This window comes from Cyanobium sp. Aljojuca 7D2, from assembly GCF_024346415.1.
Classification (GTDB): Bacteria; Cyanobacteriota; Cyanobacteriia; order PCC-6307; family Cyanobiaceae; genus Cyanobium_A.
Genome location: NZ_JAGQCX010000002.1, coordinates 119,419 through 136,444, shown reverse-complemented (window position 1 = coordinate 136,444; position 17,026 = coordinate 119,419). Strand labels below are relative to the sequence as shown.

Here is a 17,026-nt window from a genome sequence, read left to right as displayed (position 1 = left end):
AGCTCAGCCCAGGCGCCAATCGATCAGGGCTTTGACATCCTCCAGGGAGCTGGCCGGCGTCCGGAAGGGAAGCACGGGCATGGGGCTGCGCTCCGGTCGCACCAACCAGGTGAGATCGGGCTGGGGAATCAGCACAAAGCCCCGATAGCGCACCGCCACTCTCGCCCCCAGGGGGTGGTGACCGCTGGAGGTGCGGATCGTGGCTTGGCTGGTCATTCGGACTAATCGTGCTCCAGCCATTGGAGCGTCCTTGATGCGCAATCCCGGGTCTCTACCGATTGGTTTCCGTTTTGCCGTTACAGCTCGAAAGGGATCCGCTGTAGCCCCGCCAAGAGCTTGGTATGACTGACCCGGGCGGCGGCTTTCGTTAGGGGATTCAGATATGAAAAAGGGTTGTTTTAGTGTGCTGGGCTGCAACAAGTGCAGCCCAGTTGTGCATTATCAGGCCGCGAGGAGTTCCGGCTCGCGGTAGGGCACGAAGCTGGCCTTGCGGGCTCCGCAGATCGGGCAGCGCCAGTCGTCGGGGATGGCCTCAAACGGCGTGCCCGGGGCCAGGCCGGAATCGGGATCGCCCACGGCCGGGTCGTAGATCATCGAGCAGAGCTTGCAGATCCACTTGCCCGCCACTGGCTCGGCCGCTTCGCCGGCCACACCCTTGCCCTGCAGGGCTTCCAGGGCGACGCCGTAGCGCTCGGCGTGATGCTGCTCGATCGGCTCCAGCAGGCCGAAGTTTTTGGCGGCTGTGCGGAAGATGCCGGCGTGCTGCTTCGATTCATCGATCTGCCCGTCGAATTCCGCCTCGGCGCCGGAGTCGCGGTCGGCCCGGGCCTGGGCGGCGAATTCCGGGTACATGGTTGTGTACTCGTAGGTTTCGCCTTCGATCGCCAGCTCCAGGCAGCGGCTCAGCAGGGCCTGCTTCTGCGCGTCGGAGAGACTGGCGGGATCGTCGATCACCAGCTCGGGATGGAGCAGCCGGAAGTGGGCGAAGGCGTGCTCGGTTTCCTGGGCGGCGGTGTCGCGAAACAGCTTGGCCAGCTCAGCGTTGCCAACCTGCTTGGCCACCTCCGCGAAGAACAGGTATTTGCGGTTGGCCATGCTCTCGCCGCCGAAGGCGGCTTCGAGGTTGGCTTCGGTGCTGGGTTTGGAGAGGTCCATGGGCTGGGAGGGGTCCATTGGCTGGGAAGTGCTGCGGCTGAACCAGAGCGTAGCTTATCCGAAGTCGGAGCGACTATGAGTTAGGGCGTGTGGACGCGGGACGATGCGCCGCGGGTTGCGCTGGGCTGGCGTGAGGGGCTCAGTAGTTGGCGCCGCTGCGGCGTTGGTGCACGGCCGTTGTGCCGCTGCCATCCAGCACGCCGCCGTGGCTTGCCTGGGCGTAGAGCAGCCAGTGGTCGCCGCATTCCATCCGCTGCTGCACCGTGGCCTCGAGCCAGGCCAGGGCCTCCGGCAGGATCGGTTGGCCGCTGGGGCTCTCATCGAGCTCCAGGCCGGCGAAGCGGTCGGCCCCTGGCGCAAAGGGCTGCAAGAACTGCTTCATCGGCCCGGTTTCCCGGCCGGCGGCCAGCACGTTGAGGGCGAAGCGATCACCGATGTGAAGCAACGCCTCCACCGCCCGATCCTTGGCCACCGCCACGGTGAAGCCAGGCGGCGAGAAGCTGGCCTGGCTCACCCAGCTGGCCACCATGGCGCTGCTGAGGCGGCTGCTGCCTTCCCCTTTGCTGGTGGTGAGCACGCATAGGGATCCCACCACCCGGCCCAGGGCCTGCACGGCAGGGTTGCTGCGGCTCTCGCTGAGGCCGCCACTGGCGCTGCGCCGTTGGGCCTTGCGCTGATCGGCCAGCAGCTGGCGGCCTAGGGCGGTGCCGGTTTCCTCGATGGTTTTGAGGGTGACGGCATCAGGGCTGAATTTCACCTTGATCGGCTCGAAGGCAAAGCGGAAGCCGCCGTCGCGCAGCTTGCTCTCCAGCAGATCCAGGGCTTCGCCGCTCCAGCCGAAGCTGCCGAACACCCCCACCGGCTTGCTGCGGTCGCCCTCGGCTAAAACTGTGCCCAGGGCCGAGACGATCGGTGTGGGGGCATGGCCGCCGAGGGTGGGCGAGCCGATCAGGATCGCGTCGCAGGAGCGGATCGCCGCCAGCAGCTGCTCGGGCGGCGTGAATTCACAGTTGATGCTCTCCACCCGCACGCCGGTGCGACCCACGCCCTGGGCCAGGCCATCGGCGATGGCGGCGGTGTTGCCATAGGCGCTGGCAAACAGCAGCGCCACCGACAGCCGCGCCCGTTCCTGGGACGCCCCCCAGCGGTGGTAGTCGTTGAGCAGGCTGCGCCAGCTCTCGCTGATCGCTGGTCCGTGGCCGGGGGCGATCGTGCGGATGTCGAGCTCTTCGAGCCGTTCCACCACCGCGTCCACCTGCCTGGTCATCGGGGCCATCAGGCAGTCGTAGAAGTAGCGGCGGTCTTCCTCGCTGCTGCTGCGGTTGGCTTCAGCGAAGCTTTCGCTGCAGAGGTGGGCGGCAAAAAATTTGCCGCTCATCAGCAGGCCGCTGGTTTCTTCGAAGGCCATCAGCCCCCCGGGCCAGCGAGGGGTGGGCGTGGGGATCAGGCGCAGCACGTGGCCATCGCCCAGGGGGTGGTTGATCTCCTTCTTCACCACCTCGATCTGTGGCAGGGGCGGGATCGCCACCTGGGGGGCGTCGTTGTTGCCGCCGCTGCCTGCGGGTTTGGTGGGTTTCTGCTGGCTCCAGAGCTCCTCCAGCAGGCGGGCGCCGGCGTTGGAGCTCACCAGCAGTGTGTTCGGCCAGCGGGCCGCCAGCTGGTGCAGCAGGGCCACCCGGTTGGGGTTGACATCGCCCACCACCACCTTGAGTGGGGCATCGCTTGGCACCAGGGCGGCCAGCTCCGTCAGGAAGGGATCGGCGAACGAGGCGCCGGGGGGATGCACCAGCAGCGCCGCCGCCGGAAACAGGAAGCTGTTGGCTGTGGTGCCCCGCTCCAGGCCATACTCCACCTCAAAGCGCAGCCGCGTGGGGCTGAGGCCCTTGAGGCAAATCAGGCCAGGCTCGAGGGGCAGCTGGATGACGCGCCGGGCGCTGCTGGGGTCGGCCGAACTGTCCATCAGTAGTGGTTCCCCACTTTGCGGTGGTGCACGGCGGTGCTGGCCTCGGTGTCGGCCACGTTGCCCTGCTCCACTTCGGCGTAGATGATCCAGTGATCAGGCCCTTCCATCCGCTGCGCCACGCGGCAGCCCAGGTAGGCCAGGGCATCGCCCAGCACCGGGCCGCCGGCGGCGGCGCCTTCGAGGGTGGCCACGCCGGCAAAGCGGTCGGCACCGGGTGGGAAGCGCTTGAGGAAGTGGCGGAGCAACTCCTGGTGGTTGTCCTCCCGCAGGATGTTGAGCACGAAGCGGTCGCCCACCTGCAGCAGCGCTTCGATTGCGCGGTCTTTGGCCACGGCCACGGTGAGGCCGGGCGGTTCGAAGCTGGCTTGGCTCACCCAGCTGGCCACCATGGCCGAGCTGCGGCTGCCATCGGGTGTGTCCTGGCGGGCTGTCACCACATAGAGGCCACCGCTGAGCCGTCCGAGCGCCTTGTCGAGATCGCCATCGAGGGCCTTCATGGCGGCGATCGTTTTCGCCTTGGTGAGCAACTGGCCCAGGTCGGTGCCGGCTTCCTCGCAGCGTTGGTAATCCGTGCCGCCTGGCACCTGGCGGATGCGCAGCGGTTCAAAGGCGGTCTTCTGGCCGAGGCTGCGCAGCTGGTTGGCCACCGTGTCGATCGGCTCATCGTCGCCGCCGAAGGCGTCGTAGCTGCCCACCCACTGCTTCGGCTTGAGGGCGGCCAGTAGGGTGCCGATCGAGGCTTGCAGCTCGGCATCGGGGTTGGCGGGCCAGGTGGGCACCACCACGGCGTTGGCCTCGCCCACGAGGGCGCTGAGCTCCTGGGGGTCGGTGGCGCGCAGATCTACCAGCTGCACCTGGGCGCCGGCCTTGCCGATGCCGCGGGCGATCGCCTGGCTGAGGCGATCGCAGAAGCCGTATTGGCTCAGATAGCAGACGGCGGCATAGGCCTCGGTGCTGCTGCGGCCTTCACTCCAGCTGCGGTAGTCGTTCAGCCATAGGCCCAGGTGGTGGCGCAGCAGGGGCCCATGGCCCACCGCCACGGTGGTGATTGCCGGCAGGGCATCCATGCGCTTCATCGCCTGCAGCACGCTGCGTGCGTTGGGGCCCATCAGGCAGTCGTAGTAGAAGCGGAAATCGGGCGCGATCGCCCCCGGATCCTCATCGAAGACGTCGTCGGAGCAGTAGTGCAGGCCGAAGGCATCGCAGGTGTAGAGGATGCCGGTGCCGTGGTCGAACGAGAAGATCGTGTCGGGCCAGTGCAGATTCGGCGCGCTCAGAAACTCGAAGCGGTGCGCCACGCCACTCACGGGGTTGGTGCCCAGATCCAGCTCTTCGCCGCTCTTCACCGCCCGACTCCTGAAGGGCCGGTGCACCTGATCCTCCAGAAACTGGATTGCCACCTTCGAGGCGATGATCTCGATCTCGGGATTCAGATCGAGCAGGTGGCCGATCAGGCCGGAGTGATCCGGCTCGGTGTGGGACACGATCAGATGATCGATGGCCTGGGGATCGATCTGCTCCTGCAGCAGCGGCAGCCAGCTGCTTTGGAATTTGAGGTGGCTGGTGTCGATCAGGGCAGTGCGCTCGCCTCGCACCAGAAAGCTGTTGTAGGTGGTGCCGTTGCGCAGGCCGAATTCGATGTCGAAGCGGCTGCGGTCCCAGTCGAGCGAGCGGATCGTGCTGGTGTCGGGCCCGATCGCCTCGCACTGCAGGGTGAGCCGGGGTTCGGCTGCGACGGCACCAGCCATGGATCCATCCGCAAGTGGGGCGACTGTAGGAAGGCTCCCCGTCGCTGGGGGCACTGGGGTCGCTGTGCGGCACTGTGATGGGCACAAAAAAAGGCCCGGCAGGGGGCCGGGCCTGGGGTCTCGTGTCTCCTGCCAGTGGTCGGGCCCATGCCCATTCAGCCTTCGACCTGCACCTGCACGGTGGTCTGGTTTTGCGCCTTTGGGGCCGTGACGGTGAGCATGCCGTCGCGGTAGTGGGCTTCGAGCCCATCGCGGTTGATGCCGCCGGGGAAGCGGAAGCTGCGGCTCCAGGTGCCGTAGGAGATCTCGCTGATCAGGGGGGCCGGCTGGGCCTGCTCTGGCTCGCTCTGGGTGGGCTGGCGCCGTTCGGCGCTGATCACCAGGGTGCGGTCGGTGGCCTTGACGTCGATCGAGGCCTTGTCGACTCCCGGCAGTTCCAGGGTGATGGTGTAGGCCTCGGGGCCGTCGTGCACCTCCGCGGCGGGCACCCGTGCGGCCTTCTGCAGCTCGGCGTTGTTGAGCTGACGCTCAAGCGTCTTGAACAGATCGGCTTCGAGCAGGTCGCTGCGGAGCAGATCGAAGGGGGATTGGCGAATGGTGAGCATCGGAGGTTCTCCGGAACACCGCCAATGTGCTGCGGCTGCCCGGGCGCCAACAGGGTGCAGACCGACCTGCCAGGTACGGCCCTCACGGCCCTGTTCGGTTGGCACCACGGGTTGGTGCGGGCAACCGGCAACCCTCTAGGTGCCACCAGCTAGGTGCCACCAGCGGCTGAAGCGGGCGGCCTGGCCGCAGGGCAGGCCTGCCTCGTCGCGCAGGGTCCAGAGCCGGGCCCCGTCGATCTGGAAGCGGCGGCCGCGGCTGTCGATGCGGATGCCGCTGTAGCCGCTGAGGGCGTGCTGGGCCTGGGCCGCCACCAGGGCCTGGCTGCGGCTGGCTCGCTCGGCCGGTTCAGCGGTGAGTCGCGACGGCATCCCCACCATCGCGTTCCAGGGGCGCTGCCACAGCCTCAGGGCGGCGCGGTTGGAGTAGATCAGCCGGGGGCCGGGATCGGTGGCGGGGTCGGCGCCGTTGTGGGCCAGCACCACCACTTCGGAGGCGAACAACTCCTGCGCGGCCTGCCGGGATGAGGCGTCGGCCGCCAGCCCGGCGATCAGGGGCGTGCCGAAGGCCTGCTGGTGGCTAGACAGCAGCAGGCAGGCCAGGGCCTGGGTCTGGGGGCTCAGCCATGGGGGTGATTCCAGGGATTCAGGCGTCATCACCGTTGACGGGGCCCATCGCCTTGGCCATCGCCAGGGCAGCGATCTGCTGGCCGTGGGCCTTGAGGTGCTCCAGGAAGTGGAGATTGGCCTCGGGGAAGCGGGGCTCCTCAGCCAGGGGCAGGGGCCCGGCGGCATCGAGGCCCGTGTCACCTTCGAGGGCCGGGGTGATCACGACCAGATCCGAATCGAGGGCTGCGCCGTAACGCCACCAGCGGCTCGGGTCCTTGATGGCGGGATGCACCGGGTGCGGAGCGGCCTCGGCGACCGGCTGCGAGCCCTTGGCTGCTGCAGCCTGCCTGGCCTGTTTCGCCAACGCCTTGCGCCGCCGCTTGGCCAGGTCGGCCAGCAGCTGGGCCCGGGTGCGGCCGCGCATCTGGAACAGCACGAAGGGGTCTTCGCTGAAGCGATCGCCCATCAGGTAGTAGACGGCGCTGACGTGCTTGCAGGGGTTGGCCTTGTCGGGGCAGCTGCACTCGCTGCGCACCTCCTGCAACTTGAATGGGAACAGGCGCTTGCCGCTGGCGGCGAAGGCGCGCTCGATGTCCTGGGGCATGACGCCGGCCAGTAACTGGGCCGACCACCGGGCCTTCTGGGTGAGGGCGTCGAGCACGTAGCCCCAGTCGTCGTCGTTGAGCACGTCGAGCCAGAGCTTCACCTTGTAGGGCTCCTCGCCCGTGCCCTGCACCCGGGCATGCACCCGCCGGCCCTCGAAGCGGATCGAGGTGACATTGCCGGAGCGGGCGTATTCCCAGGCGCGCTCCAGCCGCTTCTTGTAGCGGTAGGAGTTGATCAGCTCCATCCACTGTTCCACCCACCAGGGCTGCTGGGCCAGGCCCTGGTCGCCCAGTTGGGTGGCGATGGCGCCGCTGGCGTAGGGGCTCGGGGTGAGGGTCATGGGAAGGGGATGCCGGCGCGGCGGATCTCGGGCTGCGCGGTTTTGCCGTGAAGAGCGTTTTGGGTTTGTGCAACAGCCTGTTTCACAGACGTCAAGAGATTGTTTGGCACGATCTGCTCTCTTCCAGCTTGGCGCTGAACAGATCGTGCAGCTGTTGCAGGCCAGCCAGGTGAAGCTGCCATCGCCTCAATCCTCCTCACTGAGGCTCACCAGGTCTTTGAGCTGGCCCACATCGAGGCCGCCGAGCCAGTCTTCGCCGGAGCCGACGATCTCCTCGGCCAGCTTCGACTTCTCCTGGATCATGCGGTCGATCTTTTCCTCCACAGAGCCGCTGGTGATGAACTTGTGCACCAGCACCCGGTTCTGCTGGCCGATGCGGTAGGCGCGGTCGGTGGCCTGGTTTTCCACGGCCGGGTTCCACCAGCGGTCGATGTGGAACACGTGGCTGGCGCGGGTGAGGTTGAGGCCGACGCCGCCGGCTTTGAGTGACAGCAAAAACAGCTGGGGGCCGCGGGGGTCGTCCTGAAAGCGGTCGACCATGGCCTGGCGCTCGGTTTTGCTGGTGCTGCCATAGAGGAACGGCACCTCCTGGCGCCACTTGCGTTGCAGGTGGGCCTGGAGCAGCAGGCCCCATTCGGCGAACTGGGTGAACAGCAGCGCCCTGTCGCCCGCTTCGATCACCTCCTCGAGGATCTCTTCGAGCCGCTGCAGCTTGGCGCTGCGGCTGCTGAAGCTGCCGTTGCCGGCGGCGAGCACGGCGTCGGCGTCTTCCTTGAGCGCCAGGGCTGGGTGGTTGCAGATCTGCTTGAGCTTGGTGAGCAGGGCCAGCACCTGGCCGTGCTTTTGGCCCAGGGGCGCGCGGGCGATGGCGTCGAGGCTCTCGTCGACGGTGCGGTTGTAGAGCTTCTTCTGCTCGGGGGCCAGGCCCACCCACTCGTGCAGCTCCACCTTCTCCGGCAGGTCGGAAATGATCGACTTGTCGGTTTTGAGGCGCCGCAGGATGAAGGGCCCGACGCGGGCTTTGAGGTCGCGCATCGAGGCCATGTCGCCGTAGCGCTCGATCGGCAGCCGGTAGCGCTGGCGGAAGAAGGGCTCGTCGCCCAGCACCTTGGGGTTGAGAAAGTCCATCAGCGCCCACAGTTCGCTGACGCGGTTTTCCACCGGCGTGCCGGTCAGCGCGATCCGGAAGCGGCTGCCGCCTTTGCTGAGCCGGCCGGGGCGCGCCAGGTCGCGGGCCGCCTGGCTCTGTTTGGCGCTGGGGTTCTTGATCGCCTGGGCTTCGTCGATCACCATCCCCTGCCAGTCGACGCTCTCCAGCAGTTCGCTGTCGCGCTGCAGCAGGCCATAGCTGGTGAGCACCAGATCGACTCCCTTGAGGGCTTTTTTGAGGGCTTCGGGGCTGGACGGACGGCGCGGGCCGTAGTGCTCCCGCACCGAGAGCTCCGGCGTGAAGCCATGGGCCTCCCGCTTCCAGTTGGTGAGCACCGAGGTGGGCGCCACCAGCAGCACCGGCCGCTTCAGTTCCTCTTCGGCCTTGAGGTGTTGCAGGAAGGCCAGCAGCTGGATCGTTTTGCCCAGGCCCATGTCGTCGGCCAGGCAGGCGCCTTGATCGAAGCGGTGCAGGAAGGCCAGCCAGCCCAGGCCCCGCTCCTGGTAGGGCCGCAGCTGGCCGGAGAAGCCCGGCGGTGCGGGCAGGGGATCGGGGGCCTTCTGCTGGTGGTACTGCTCCAGCACCGCCTGCAGCCGCGGACCGGCGTCGAAGCGGTGCACCGGCAGCCGGTGGAAGGTGTCGCCGTCGCTGGCGGTGAGCCGCAGGGCATCGTCGAGGCTGAGGCCTGGATCGGCGCCGCAGAACCGCTCGGCGTTGCGCAGGTCGGCGGGGCGCAGCTCGATCCAGGCGCCCTTGTGCTGCACCAGCGGGCTGCGCTTGGCCTGCAGGCGCTCCAGATCGCGCAGGGTGAGGGTGACGCCGCCGATCATGAATTCCCAGCTGAAGCTGAGCGATTCGCCCAAGGTGAAGCCGCGCGATTTCTCCGGCAGCTCGGCCGTGATCGCCAGGCCCAGCCGGCTCGCCAGGCCGCCGGAGAGGCTGGCGGGTAGCACCACGCCCACGCCCACGTCCCGCAGCTGGGACGCGCCGGTGCGCACCAGCACGAAGGCCTCGGCCGGGGTGAGCTGCATCGCCTCGGGGGTGGCCGAATCCAGGCCCCGCTGGATTGGTTCAAACACGGTTAGTGCCCGGCCCATGCCCTCCAGCAGCAGCTCGCTGGGCTGGGGCACGGCGATCTCGCCCATCTGCAGGCCCCGATCGCCGGCAGCCCACACGGCGGCCGCCGGCACCCGCAGGCTCGGGTCGGCCTCGGCCTGCAAGCCGAAGCGCAGCTCCCAGAGCTCCTCGCCTTCGGCGGGGGTGAACAGCTCCAGGCAGGTGCGGGCCGGCTCCACCTTGCCCGCCACGCCCTCGCGCCAGTGGTGGGTGGCGATGCTGAGGCGCTCCAGCTCCTCCTCGCCCAGGTTGAGGCTGCCGTCGCCCTTGCCCAGGGCCTTCTGCCAGGCTGCCAGCAGCGGATCGAGGCCTTCCGCGCTGGGGCTGAAGGCCGCCCGCAGCTGGCCATCCAGCAGCGCCTCCAGCAGGCTGGCCACCCGCAGCCGGCCGCTGCCGGGGCGCCGGCAGGCCAGGGCCGGGTCGCCCAGCGGTCCGGCGGCCAGGGCGCAGGTGGCCACCTGGGGCAGGCCGCTGGCCAGGTCTTCCAGGCGGCGGCGGTCGTCTTCCCGGTTGAGCAGTGGCAGCCAGCGGGCTTTGCCTTCGTCGATCTGCGGCAGCCAGCGGCCCCGGGCAATCAGGCTCAGGGCCCAGCGCTGCAGGTGGCTCCACCAGCGCAGCTCATCGGCCATTTCCGGGTGTTCGCCGGCCAGGGGGAGCTGGCTCAGCCATTCGCCCGCATTGGCCGAATCCAGGGCCCAGCCCTCCACCTGCCAGGGCCACCACTCCAGCTGCTTCGGGATCGGTTCACCGGCCTGGAGCGGCAGGCCGCTCCAGCTGCTGGCGCTGGTGCGGCGGCCCTTGGCGGCCTGGCTGCGGCTGGGCAGGCTCAGGGTGGCCCGGGCCGGACGCAGGGCCTCGGTCCAGAGGCCGTTGTCGTCGAGCCAGGTGGCCAGATCGTCTTCGTTAAGGGCCAGGGGGTGCTCGGGGGCCTCGAGCTTGGGCACGGCGGGGGTGGCCACACGCCATGTGTCAGCCCACACAAACAGGCGGCCACCCGAACCCTCGGGGGGAAACAGCCAGGTGGCGTGCAGCAGACTCATGAACCCGGCCTCAAGGCCGTCGGGCGGGCAGGAGGCGTGGGGCCAGGCGCTGCGCTGAATGCAGCACCAGGGCACTGCCGATCAGCGGCAGCCAGAGGGGCAGCCACCCGCGAATCAGCTCCATCATCACAGTTGGCAGGCCCATCAGCCCAGTGGGCATGGTTGCGACGAGCTCCAGGGGGCTGCCGAGGCTGCGGATGCCACACACGGCGCCCACCAGACCGGCCTGCAGATGGCTGTCATCGGGGTCGACCCGCTGCAGGTGAAAAGCCAGCAGGCCATAGAAAAAGCCGCAACCGGCCGAGCGCAAGGCGGGATCGAGGGCGGTGCTCAGCTCAGGACCGAGCCCGGTGGCCAGCAGCTCGGGCAAGCCGGCCACGGCTCCTGCGGCCAGGGCCCAGCCGATCGATTGCAGCCGCAGCTGGGCGCGGGGCTCGCTTTCGGCCACAGACACGGGGATCGGGCGCGGACCAGTGCTGGGCGATCATGCCCTGCTCAGGGTTGTTTTGCTCCGCCATGGCCGCCAATCCCCGCACCGGACTGCCCAAGAGCGGCGCCGAGATCCGTGCGGCCTTTCTCGACTTCTACGAGCAGCGGGGCCACCAACCGATGGCCAGTGCCTCACTGATTCCCGACGATCCCACGGTGCTGCTCACCATCGCCGGCATGCTGCCTTTCAAGCCGGTGTTTCTGGGGCAGCAGGCGCGGCCGGCGCCGCGGGCCACCAGCTCTCAGAAGTGCATCCGCACCAACGACATCGAAAACGTGGGCCGCACAGCGCGGCATCACACGTTTTTCGAGATGCTCGGCAACTTCTCCTTCGGCGACTATTTCAAGGAGCAGGCGATTGCCTGGGCCTGGGAGCTGAGCACCGGTGTGTTCGGCCTCTCACCCAACAATCTCGTGGTGAGCGTCTTCCGCGAAGACGATGAAGCCGAGGCGATCTGGCGGGATGTGGTGGGGGTGAACCCCAAGCGGATCATCCGCATGGATGAGGCCGACAACTTCTGGGCCTCAGGCCCCACCGGCCCCTGCGGCCCCTGCTCGGAGATCTATTACGACTTCAAGCCCGAACTCGGCGACGACGGCATCGACCTCGAGGACGACAGCCGTTTCATCGAGTTCTACAACTTGGTGTTCATGCAGTACAACCGCGATGCAGGCGGCACCCTCACGCCGCTGGCCAACCGCAACATCGACACCGGCATGGGCCTCGAGCGCATGGCCCAGATCCTGCAGGCGGTGCCGAACAACTACGAAACCGATCTGATCTATCCGCTGATTGAGACGGCGGCGGGCTTGGCGGGGATCGACTACCGCGCCCTTGACGACAAGGGCCAAACCTCTCTCAAGGTGATCGGCGACCACAGCCGTGCCATCACCCAGCTGATCTGCGACGGCGTGACGGCCAGCAATCTCGGCCGCGGCTACATCCTGCGCCGGCTGTTGCGCCGCGTCGTGCGCCACGGACGGCTCCTCGGCATCGACAAGCCGTTTCTGACGGCGATGGGCGAAGCCTCGATCGCCTTGATGCAGGACGCCTACCCCCAGCTCGTGGAGCGCCGTGAGGTGATCCTGGCGGAGCTGGCGCGCGAGGAGGCCCGCTTCCTGGAAACCCTGGAGCGGGGCGAGAAGCTGCTGGCGGATGTGCTGGCGGCGAAGCCCCGCCAGATCTCCGGCGCCCAGGCCTTCGAGCTCTACGACACCTACGGTTTTCCGTTGGAGCTCACCGAGGAGATTGCTGAGGAGCACGGCCTCACGGTGGATCTGGCGGGCTTTGAGGCGGCGATGGAGGCCCAGCGCCAGCGAGCCAAGGCCGCGGCGGTGAGCATCGACCTCACCCTGCAGGAGGCGATTGATCAGGTGGCCGCCGCCGCCGTGGCCACCGCCTTCAAGGGCTACGAGGCCCTGGAGCACCCCAGCTGCGTGCTGGCCCTGGTGGTGAACGGCGAACCGGCGGAGCGCGCGGTGGCCGGCGACAGCGTGCAGCTGGTGCTCGATTCCACCCCCTTCTATGGCGAGGGTGGCGGCCAGGTCGGCGACCGCGGCGTGCTGTCTGGCGACGGCGCTGGTGAAGGCGTGATCGTGAGCATCGAAGCGGTGTCGCGCAACCGCTCGGTGTTTGTGCACAGCGGCCGGGTGGAGCGCGGCAGCCTGGCGGTGGGCGATCTGCTTAATGCCCAGGTGGATCGGGCCTGCCGCCGCCGCGCCCAGGCCAATCACACGGCCACCCACCTGCTGCAGGCGGCGCTCAAGCAGGTGGTGGATCCCGGCATCGGCCAGGCCGGCTCGCTGGTGGATTTCGACCGCCTGCGCTTCGACTTCCACTGTCCCCGCGCCGTGACCGCCGCAGAGCTCGAGCAGATCGAGGCCCTGATCAACGGCTGGATCAGCGAGGCCCACACCCTTCAGGTGCAGGAAATGGCGATCGAGCAGGCCAAGGCCGCCGGCGCCGTGGCGATGTTCGGTGAGAAGTACGCCGATGTGGTGCGGGTGGTGGACGTGCCCGGCGTGTCGATGGAGCTCTGCGGCGGCACCCACGTGGCCAACACAGCCGAGATCGGCCTGTTCAAGATCGTGGCCGAGAGCGGCGTGGCCGCCGGCATCCGCCGCATTGAGGCGGTGGCGGGCCCGGCGGTGCTGGCCTACCTCAAGGAGCGCGAGGCGGTGGTAAAGCCCCTGGCCGAGCGCTTCAAGGCCCAGCCCGGCGAAATCGTGGAGCGGGTGGGCCAGCTGGCCGAGGAGCTCAAGGCCACGCAAAAAGCACTGGTGGCGGTCCGCGGTGAGCTGGCGGCGGCCAAGGCCGCGGCGCTGGCGTCCCAGGCCGAAGCGGTGGGGGCTGGCGCCGATGGCGTTCCCTTCCAGCTCCTGGTGGCCCGTCTCGATGGCGTGGAGGGCGCCGGGCTGCAGGGGGCGGCACAGGGCCTGGCCGACCAGCTGGGCGATGGGGCGGCGGTGGTGCTGGGCGGTCTGCCCGATCCCGCTGATCTCGGCAAGGTGATCCTGGTGGCGGCCTTCGGCAAGGCGGTGATCGCTGCTGGCCCGAAGGCCGGCGCCTTTATCGGTGGGGTGGCCAAGGCCTGTGGCGGTGGCGGCGGCGGCCGGCCCAACCTGGCCCAGGCTGGTGGGCGCGATGGCGCTGCCCTGGATGGGGCGTTGGTGCAGGCGCGCGCAGAGCTGCTGGCGGTACTGGCCTGAGCGGAGCGGCCAGCTGGCGAACTGCTCCTGCCGGCTGGCGTGGCGGCACAGGGCGGGAACTCTGGGTTAGTTCGTGCTGTGAGGAGCTGCGCCATGGCCAGCACCTTCGTGATTCATGCCCGCCGCGACTGGACTTTCCAGCTCGTGCTGCTGGGCAGCCGGCTGCAGCTGGAGGGTTGGTGCGACGGCGACCCAAACCGCTGCAGTGCCTGGGTGGATCCCACCCAAACGCCGCATGATGTGGCCGATCAATTGATGCGCCAGCCAAGCTGTTGTTTGTAGGCGCAGAGGACCGATGGGCCGGAGTGTGGTCTGGTGGCTGCCCGCTGTGTTGGCCTTGGTTCCCCTGCCGGGATGGGCCCAGGCCCAAATCCAGCTCTCCTGTGGCGGTGCCGTGGTGGAAGCCCGCGGTAGTGCCGAGTTGAAGCGCCCCACCCAGCGGCTGCGCTTCTCCTTGGCGCTGGAAGCGGAGGATCCCAGCAGCGATGGGGCCCTCGCCAGCCTGCAACGGCGTTTGGCTGAGGTTCGCCGCCGTCTCCAGGCTCTGCAGGTGAGCGACCTGCAGGTCACCTCGCCGTCCACCTGGAAACGGCCGGCAAGCCGGGGTCTGCCTGAGCTGGTTCAGGCCAGCCTCCAGGTGTCGGGTCAGCTGGCCCCTGCCCAGCTGCAGTCGCTGGTGCGGCAGGTGGGGGGCTTGCCTGGTGTGCGTCTGTCCCCCGTGGCTCCAGAGGCGGATGGGGCCGGCGACCGCTCCGCCCGCCGCCAGTTGTTGCGGGCCGCCTATCAGGACGCGCTCCAGCAGGCCCAGGACGTGGCGGCTGCCATGGGGTTGCGGGTGGTTCAGCCCTTGGAGGTGCAGCTCGATGGCGGGGCACGACCGGTGCCGCTGCGGGCGATGGCGCTGGCTGATGGGTCGGTTCCCCCCTTTGATCCGGCAGAACTCCCCGGACAAACGGACCGCCTCAGCCTCCAGGCCCGCTTCTGCGCCCGTTAACTCTGCAGGTAGGTGGTCTGCCGCAGGCTGGCCTCCAGGTGGGCCATCAGCCTCCGGGCGTCGCTGATGCGCAGCTGGCCGCGGCCGATCGCCTCTTCGCTGGCCACCCGCAGCCGCTCCAGCAACAGCTCAGGGTTGTGCTCCATCGCCTCCAGCACCTCTGCGTTGGTGTCGCCCCGCACCACGTGGTCGAGCTGGTAGCCACCGCTGGCCTTGAGCCGCAGGTGCACGGCGTTGGTGCTGCCGAACAGGTTGTGCAGGTTGCCCATCACCTCCTGGTAAGCCCCGCCAAGGAACATCCCGATCCAGTAAGGCTCGCCGGCGCGAAGGCTGTGCAGCTCGAGCAGCGGCTTCACCTGGCCACGCCCGGAGCGCCCGGCCGGATCAATGAAGCGGGCGATCTTGCCGTCGGAATCGCAGGTGAGGTCGGCGAAGCTGCCCAGGCTCTGGGGCCGTTCGTCGAGCCGGTGGATCGGCAGCACCGGAAACAGCTGGTCGATCGCCCAGGTGTCGGGGGCCGAGCGGAACACTGAGAGGTTGGCGTAGTAGGTGGAGGCCAGGGCCGCCGGCAGGGCCCGCAGCTCTTCGGGAATTGGGGTGTCCGCCGGCAGGGCGGCCAGGCGTTCGGCGATGGCCTGGCAGCAGGCCCAGGTGAGCTGCTCGGCCAGGCCCCGCTCCGGCAGGCCCAGGTAGCCGAGGCGGAAGGCGGCGAGGGCGTCGTCCTTGAACTTGAGGGCGTCGTTCCAGGCCTCCTGCAGCGCCTCGACGCTCGCCTCCGGCGCCGTGATCGCGGCGTAGGTGTCGCGCAGATTGCGCAGGATCAGCGCTTCGTCGTTCTGTCGCGGCGGCACGGCTCCAGGCAGGCTGCCGGCGCCGAGCACGTCAAACACCAGCACCGAGAAATGGCTGGCGATGGCGCGGCCGCTTTCGCTCACCAGGGTGGGCACGGGAATGCCGTGGGGCTCGCAGCACTCCTTCACCGTGGCCACCACGTCGTTGGCGTAGTTCTGCAGGGAGTAGTTGGTGGAGGCGGCACTGGCGGTGCGGCTGCCGTCGTAGTCGATGCCCAGGCCGCCGCCCACATCCAGATAGCCCATCGGTGCCCCCAGCCGGGTGAGCTCGCCATAGATCTGGCCGGCTTCCTGCAGGGCGTCCTTGAGCACGGCGATGTCGTTGATCTGGCTGCCCACGTGGAAGTGCAGCAGCCGCAGCTCGCCGAGCAGGTTGGCGGCCCGCAGCGCCTCCACTGTGGTCAGCAAGTCGGGCACCGACAGCCCGAATTTGGCCCGTTCGCCCACCGAGCTGCCCCAGCGGCCGGTGCTGCGGGCCGAGAGCTTGGCGCGGATGCCGATCAGGGGGGCGGCGCCCAGCTCCTGGCTGGCGGCGATGATCCGCTCCACCTCGTCGGCCTGCTCGATCACCACCACCGGCTGGCGGCCGAGGCGCCGGGCCAGGATCGCGGTTTCGATGTAGCGCTGGTCTTTGTAGCCGTTGCAGATCAATAGCGCTTCAGGGTCGTCAATCAGCGACAGGGCGATAAGCAGCTCCGCCTTGCTGCCGGCTTCCAGGCCGAAATGCCAGCGCTTGCCGCAGGCCACCAGCTCCTCCACCACGTGGCGCTGCTGGTTGCATTTCACCGGAAACACGCCCTGATAGCGGCCGCCGTAGCCGTACTGGGCGATGGCCCGCTCGAAGGCGCCGTGGATCCGCTCCAGCCGGTCTTCGAGGATGTCGTCGAAGCGGATCAGCAGCGGCAGCGACAGGTCGCGGCCCTGCAATTCCCGCACCAGCTCCACCAGATCGAGGGAGCCGCCCCGCTCTCCCCGGGGCTGCACCATCACATGGCCGCGATCGCTCACCGAGAAGTAGGGATCACCCCAGCGGTCCAACCCGTAGAGGGCGGCGCTGTCGGCAGCAGTCCAGGTGTCGCTGTTCGACGCGCTCACGGCAGGGGTGGGTGGGGGGCGGTGATCACGGCACCACTGTGCTTGCCAACGGGTAGGCCCGCCGCACACGATGGCGCCACCTTTGCTTTTGCACCCTGTGGCCACCGAACGCTCCTTCATTGCCATCAAGCCCGACGGCGTTCAGCGCGGCCTGGTGGGCGAGATCCTGGGACGCTTCGAGCGCAAGGGCTTCAAGCTGGTGGGCCTCAAGCAGCTCACCCCCAGCCGTGAGCTGGCCGAGAGCCACTACGGCGTGCACCGCGAGCGCCCCTTCTTCGCCGGCCTGGTGGAATTCATCACCTCTGGCCCGGTGGTGGCGATGGTGTGGGAGGGCGACGGCGTGATCGCCAGCGCCCGCAAGCTCATCGGTGCCACCAAGCCGCTCGAGGCTGAGCCCGGCACCATCCGCGGCGATCTGGCCGTGAACATCGGCCGCAACGTGATCCACGGCTCCGACGCCCCCGAAACCGCCGCCTTCGAAATCGGCCTCTGGTTCCAGCCCTCCGAGCTGAGCGACTGGACCCCGGCCGATCAGACCTGGCGCGTCGAGGGCTGAGCG

General features: G+C 68.6%; 14 protein-coding genes. 4 read left to right on the top strand and 10 right to left on the bottom strand.

The features are described from left to right. Nucleotides 1-3 precede the first annotated feature (3 nt). The 9 genes from KBY57_RS02970 to KBY57_RS02925 form a co-directional block, all read right to left on the bottom strand. The gene (locus tag KBY57_RS02970; RefSeq protein WP_254994392.1) at nucleotides 4-216 is read right to left on the bottom strand and encodes a hypothetical protein; all 213 of its coding nucleotides are present in this window, start codon (nucleotides 214-216) and stop codon (nucleotides 4-6) included. 225 nt (nucleotides 217-441) lie between these two features. Further along, nucleotides 442-1,155, bottom strand: a complete 714-nt coding sequence (locus KBY57_RS14165; RefSeq protein WP_261356623.1) for a rubrerythrin family protein — start codon at nucleotides 1,153-1,155, stop codon at nucleotides 442-444. 139 nt (nucleotides 1,156-1,294) lie between these two features. Then, nucleotides 1,295-3,115: a diflavin flavoprotein gene (locus KBY57_RS02955; RefSeq protein ID WP_254994391.1), complete on the bottom strand. Its 1,821-nt coding sequence runs from the start codon at nucleotides 3,113-3,115 to the stop codon at nucleotides 1,295-1,297. Beyond that, nucleotides 3,115-4,866 carry a diflavin flavoprotein gene (locus KBY57_RS02950; RefSeq protein WP_254994390.1) on the bottom strand — a complete coding sequence of 584 codons (1,752 nt, stop codon included), beginning with the start codon at nucleotides 4,864-4,866 and terminating at the stop codon, nucleotides 3,115-3,117. Before KBY57_RS02950 ends, KBY57_RS02955 begins: the two co-directional genes overlap by 1 nt. 155 nt (nucleotides 4,867-5,021) lie before the next feature. Continuing rightward, nucleotides 5,022-5,471 carry an Hsp20/alpha crystallin family protein gene (locus KBY57_RS02945; RefSeq protein WP_254994389.1) on the bottom strand — a complete coding sequence of 150 codons (450 nt, stop codon included), beginning with the start codon at nucleotides 5,469-5,471 and terminating at the stop codon, nucleotides 5,022-5,024. 135 nt (nucleotides 5,472-5,606) lie between these two features. Then, on the bottom strand, nucleotides 5,607-6,125 hold the full coding sequence (locus KBY57_RS02940; protein ID WP_254994388.1) for an MEKHLA domain-containing protein: 519 nt from the start codon (nucleotides 6,123-6,125) through the stop codon (nucleotides 5,607-5,609). Beyond that, entirely contained in the window at nucleotides 6,115-7,023 is a 909-nt protein-coding gene (locus KBY57_RS02935) for an SWIM zinc finger family protein (RefSeq protein WP_254994387.1), read from the bottom strand. Before KBY57_RS02935 ends, KBY57_RS02940 begins: the two co-directional genes overlap by 11 nt. Before the next feature lie 186 nt (nucleotides 7,024-7,209). After that, nucleotides 7,210-10,329, bottom strand: coding sequence for a DEAD/DEAH box helicase (locus KBY57_RS02930; RefSeq protein WP_254994386.1), 3,120 nt, complete (start codon nucleotides 10,327-10,329; stop codon nucleotides 7,210-7,212). 10 nt (nucleotides 10,330-10,339) lie between these two features. Then, nucleotides 10,340-10,783 carry a hypothetical protein gene (locus KBY57_RS02925; protein WP_254994385.1) on the bottom strand — a complete coding sequence of 148 codons (444 nt, stop codon included), beginning with the start codon at nucleotides 10,781-10,783 and terminating at the stop codon, nucleotides 10,340-10,342. A gap of 62 nt (nucleotides 10,784-10,845) precedes the next feature. Here KBY57_RS02925 and alaS point away from each other — a divergent pair, with 62 nt between their 5' ends. From alaS to KBY57_RS02910, 3 genes are all read left to right on the top strand, one after another. Then, a complete protein-coding gene (alaS, locus tag KBY57_RS02920) occupies nucleotides 10,846-13,527 on the top strand; it encodes an alanine--tRNA ligase (protein WP_254994384.1) in 2,682 nt (893 codons plus the stop codon). 93 nt (nucleotides 13,528-13,620) lie between these two features. Continuing rightward, nucleotides 13,621-13,809 (top strand): hypothetical protein, encoded by a 189-nt coding sequence (locus KBY57_RS02915; RefSeq protein WP_254994383.1) that lies wholly within the window; start codon nucleotides 13,621-13,623, stop codon nucleotides 13,807-13,809. Nucleotides 13,810-13,855: 46 nt separating this feature from the next. Further along, nucleotides 13,856-14,521 carry an SIMPL domain-containing protein gene (locus tag KBY57_RS02910; protein WP_409996399.1) on the top strand — a complete coding sequence of 222 codons (666 nt, stop codon included), beginning with the start codon at nucleotides 13,856-13,858 and terminating at the stop codon, nucleotides 14,519-14,521. Here KBY57_RS02910 and speA read toward each other — a convergent pair. Continuing rightward, complete coding sequence (speA, locus tag KBY57_RS02905; RefSeq protein ID WP_254994381.1) at nucleotides 14,518-16,467, bottom strand: biosynthetic arginine decarboxylase; 1,950 nt, start codon at nucleotides 16,465-16,467, stop codon at nucleotides 14,518-14,520. The two genes, KBY57_RS02910 and speA, sit on opposite strands and share 4 nt — an antisense overlap. A 97-nt stretch (nucleotides 16,468-16,564) precedes the next feature. Between speA and ndk the strand changes: the two genes are divergently transcribed. After that, nucleotides 16,565-17,023, top strand: coding sequence for a nucleoside-diphosphate kinase (gene ndk / locus KBY57_RS02900; RefSeq protein WP_254988753.1), 459 nt, complete (start codon nucleotides 16,565-16,567; stop codon nucleotides 17,021-17,023). Nucleotides 17,024-17,026: the final 3 nt, after the last annotated feature.